This is a genomic window from Lacrimispora sp., assembly GCF_032078915.1.
Classification (GTDB): Bacteria; Bacillota; Clostridia; order Lachnospirales; family Lachnospiraceae; genus Lacrimispora.
Window position 1 is genome coordinate 1 of sequence record NZ_DAMAUN010000186.1, and the last position, 2,958, is coordinate 2,958.

At 45.9% G+C, this 2,958-nt stretch carries 2 protein-coding genes and 2 pseudogenes; 1 reads left to right on the forward strand and 3 read right to left on the reverse strand.

Translation table 11 applies throughout. From position 1 onward, the window contains the following. The 3 genes and pseudogenes from RT269_RS29980 to RT269_RS29990 all read right to left on the reverse strand — a co-directional run. Positions 1–203, reverse strand: a pseudogene (locus RT269_RS29980) (endonuclease III); the annotation flags it as partial. Positions 204–244: 41 nt separating this feature from the next. Continuing rightward, positions 245–1,480, reverse strand: a pseudogene (locus RT269_RS29985) (endonuclease Q family protein); the annotation flags it as partial. Positions 1,481–1,503: 23 nt separating this feature from the next. Further along, the gene (locus tag RT269_RS29990; RefSeq protein ID WP_313188183.1) at positions 1,504–2,466 is read right to left on the reverse strand and encodes a helix-turn-helix transcriptional regulator; all 963 of its coding nucleotides are present in this window, start codon (positions 2,464–2,466) and stop codon (positions 1,504–1,506) included. Between the two features lie 141 nt (positions 2,467–2,607). On the opposite strand from RT269_RS29990, the gene RT269_RS29995 reads away from it, so the two are divergent. Beyond that, entirely contained in the window at positions 2,608–2,835 is a 228-nt protein-coding gene (locus tag RT269_RS29995) for a hypothetical protein (protein ID WP_313188185.1), read from the forward strand. Positions 2,836–2,958: the final 123 nt, after the last annotated feature.

Genomic DNA, 2,958 nt, shown 5'->3' on the forward strand with positions numbered 1-2,958 from the left:
GGGGCTTCTGCCATCTGCTCTACGGTCTGAAAACGCTGAAACAGCTGTGGAAGCACTTCCTCCACCTGTTTATCCGTGCTTTGGGCGCTGAGCATAATTGCCGCCAGAAGCTGCCAGGGCTGATGATGATAAAACCCTTCTTTTGTTACACCGTAAACCTGGTCCAGTTTATCAAGGATATTACTTACATTTTTCTTTCTCATTCGTTATTTCCCAACCTTCCGCCATTGTATTAATTCGCTGCCATCTCCTCCGGTTCAAACAGCCTTATCATACCGTATTCCCCGTCATATCCGGGAGTGCAATGAACTTTTCCCTCTCTTAACCGCCTGATCCCCTCTGAAATCATATTGCCTGAAGCATGCCTGATATCCTCCAAAGGCAGCTCCCGAAGGATATGAAATTCAGGTCCTAAATCCCTTAACATGGATTCATACTGGTTCTGGACCTTCTTGCTTGCGGTAGTATATCCGATAGAAGCCGCGATCACTTCAGAAAGAGGGACCAGATTCTCAAATGGCTTTCCTCCGGGAAGAACATAGCCTTCACTGCGGTCAGCCAGCTGTTCGATCCGGTGGGACACGCCTGTGGTCAGCTTTCGGCCGCATACCGGGCACTTGCCGGAATACTGTTTCGCTTCTGACGGAGAGAGGCAGAGATTGCATTTCCGGTGGCCGTCGTAGTGATATTTTCCCTCTTCCGGAAAAAACTCTACGGTCCCCTCTAATCCCTCTCCCTTTTGTATGGCATTCCAAAGTCCGGTATAGGACAAGTCAATATTCAGAAGATTGGCTTCCCTGCCAAGCTTTGAAGGGGAATGGGCATCAGAATTGGAAACAAGCTGAAAACGGTCAAGAGCCGACAAACGCCATATCATAGGAGGATCAGAAGAAAGCCCTGTCTCTAACGCATGCACATAGGGAGTTAAATCCTCAAAACACTCCTCAATCGTATCAAAACCGGAAAATGCCCCAAACAGCGAAAAATGCGGCGTCCAGATATGTGCCGGAATATAGATGGCCCTGGGGCATAATTCCATCGTAATTTCCAGAAGGTCATGACAATCCAGCCCCAATATGGGCCTGCCGTCTGAATGAAGGTTTCCAATGGTCTCAAGCTTTTTTGACAGCAGCTCTGCCTCCTCAATGCCCGGAAGCAGAATGACGCTGTGAACCTTTCTTACTCTCTCATTTTTCTTATAGATGGTGCTGATCTCTCCGGAGATTACAAACCGGGGAATCCTGGCTTCCGGCCCGGCTCCCTTGTCCATACGGTATTCTTCTTTTAATATGTAAAGCCCTTCCTCTGCGGGAATCAGCTTTTCCTTTAATTCCTCACGCCATGCCGGGTGGGTAAAATCACCGGTCCCCAGAATGCCGATCCCTTTGCGTCTCGCCCATAAGTCCAAATATTCCAGTGAACAATCCTTACTGGTCGCTCTGGAATAATGGGAATGGATGTGTAAATCTGCTATATACATAAATTTCACCTGCTTTTGTCAATTTATGTTTTATTATAGCTTTGTTTTCTATGGGTTGCAAGAAGCGGGTCCTTCCTTTTACCGGCATATTTTTCATAAATTCCCATGGCCAGCTCTGCCATGTCCCTTCTGAATTCCGCCGGTTCCGTAAGTTCAATCTGATCACCCATACTTAACAGCCAGCTATACAGATTCTCCTTGTTGGAAAAATCAAACTCAAACAATAGCTTTCCATCCTCCTGTTCCTTAAAACTGTTCATTCCATACTCCTCGATCAGATGCCATTTTATCTCCGGCTCACAAACCGCAGTGATATGAAATTGATTGGGATACGGATTTTCCGGAAAGTACTCAATAGGTGGTAAGGGAAGCTTTTCATAAAGGTCCCCAGTGTCTGAAAGCTCCTGGATCCGGTTTAGCTTGAACATGCGGAAATCTTTCCTGTCCCTGCAATATCCCCACACATACCAGGAGGACCACTGGAATACCAAAAGATAAGGGTCAATGGTTCTCTCTGTTTCACCACTTGGAGCATAATAGCAGAATTTTACCGAACGGCCTGCTTCAATGGCTTTCTGGATCAGATCGATCTTAGGGGACAGGGAGGATTTATACCAGGAGGAAAGGTTGATCATGATGTGGCTTTCCGGAACCTGCACCGATGCCTGGTCTGATGACAGTTTTTTCATGAGCTGCTGGTACCGGTTCGTCCCTGCCACGCTGTCTAAGCTTCTAAGTCCGGTCAGTATGGACTGCATTTCAAAGGAGGTCAGCACGGTCCGGTCGATCCGGTAGGCCGGCATGATAGATATTCCTCCATTCTGACCCTGTAAAGTGGAAATGGGGATACCTGCCCTTAACAGTGCCTCCACATCCCTGTTTATGGTCCGTCTTGAAACCTCAAAGATTTCTGCAAGATAAGAGGCCGTTACCTTTTCCTCTTGAAGCAGGATGGATAAAATTCCAATAAGTCTGTCGATCTTCATAGGCATTCCTTTCTTTAATGTCCTTATTATATCACGGCAAAAGGTCTCAGAAAAGACCGTTCTTTCCATCTACACTCATTGACTCCCTTTTCCTTTTATGCTAGGATATGCCTAATAACCAAGAAAGAAAGGACCTGTTAAATGAACTTAATGAACTTAATGCAGTTAAAGGAATCCTGGGCTGTTTTTAAAGATAACCACCCCAAATTTCCCCTGTTCCTGAAAGCAGCCTTAAAAAACTCTCTGAAAGAAGGAAGCGTGGTGGAGATCCATATTACGCCGCCGGAAGGAAAAACCATTTCTACTAATTTAAAGCTCAAGGCTTCTGACCTGGAGCTGTTTGAACAATGGAAAGACTCCTTAAAATAAATTGGTACTTTTCAGGACATGCTGAGGAAGTAATTGATAGTACTTTGATCGCCTATGTGGTTCAAGGGCAATCGGGTAGGAGGTAGATAATTATTTTATCTACCGTCCTCCCACACCACCGTA

Coding starts and splice junctions, on each gene's coding strand:
- RT269_RS29990 (WP_313188183.1), bottom strand. CDS start 2,466: ATGAAGATCGACAGACTTATTGGAATTTTATCCATCCTGCTTCAAGAG.
- RT269_RS29995 (WP_313188185.1), top strand. CDS start 2,608: ATGAACTTAATGAACTTAATGCAGTTAAAGGAATCCTGGGCTGTTTTT.